Genomic DNA, 482 nt, shown 5'->3' with positions numbered 1-482 from the left:
ACGGCGCGCCAGTGTACCAAGGGGTATTCTCACTTGGGGCCGTAATATTGTCGCCCTTATAGCCCGAGATCGGAATGGCCGTGAAATCGGTGAGCCCGATACTCTCAGCGAAGGTCCGATAATCCTCTACGATCTGGTCATAGGTGGCTTGGTCATAATCCACGAGATCCATCTTGTTGACGGCCAACACGACATGTCGGATGCCCAACAGATGCACGAGATAGCTGTGGCGACGGGTCTGGGTAAGCACACCCTTGCGGGCATCAATCAAGATCACTGCAAGGTCGGCGGTCGAGGCGCCGGTGACCATATTGCGGGTATATTGTTCGTGGCCCGGTGTGTCGGCCACGATGAACTTGCGCTTCTCGGTCGAGAAGAAGCGGTAGGCGACGTCGATGGTGATACCCTGCTCACGCTCTGCCGCCAGGCCATCCACCAGCAGGGCGAAATCGATATCCTGCCCTTGGGTGCCCACACGCTTG

At 57.7% G+C, this 482-nt stretch carries 1 protein-coding gene; it reads right to left on the bottom strand.

What is annotated here, in order from left to right:
* On the bottom strand, positions 1-482 hold a 482-nt coding region (locus A3722_RS15220; RefSeq protein ID WP_236627436.1), incomplete at both ends, for a GTP-binding protein.

It is taken from the genome of Sulfitobacter sp. HI0027 (assembly GCF_001634775.1).
Taxonomy (GTDB): domain Bacteria; phylum Pseudomonadota; class Alphaproteobacteria; order Rhodobacterales; family Rhodobacteraceae; genus Sulfitobacter.
The sequence above is the reverse complement of the archived record's forward strand: the minus strand, read 5'-3'. Positions and strand labels throughout refer to the sequence as shown.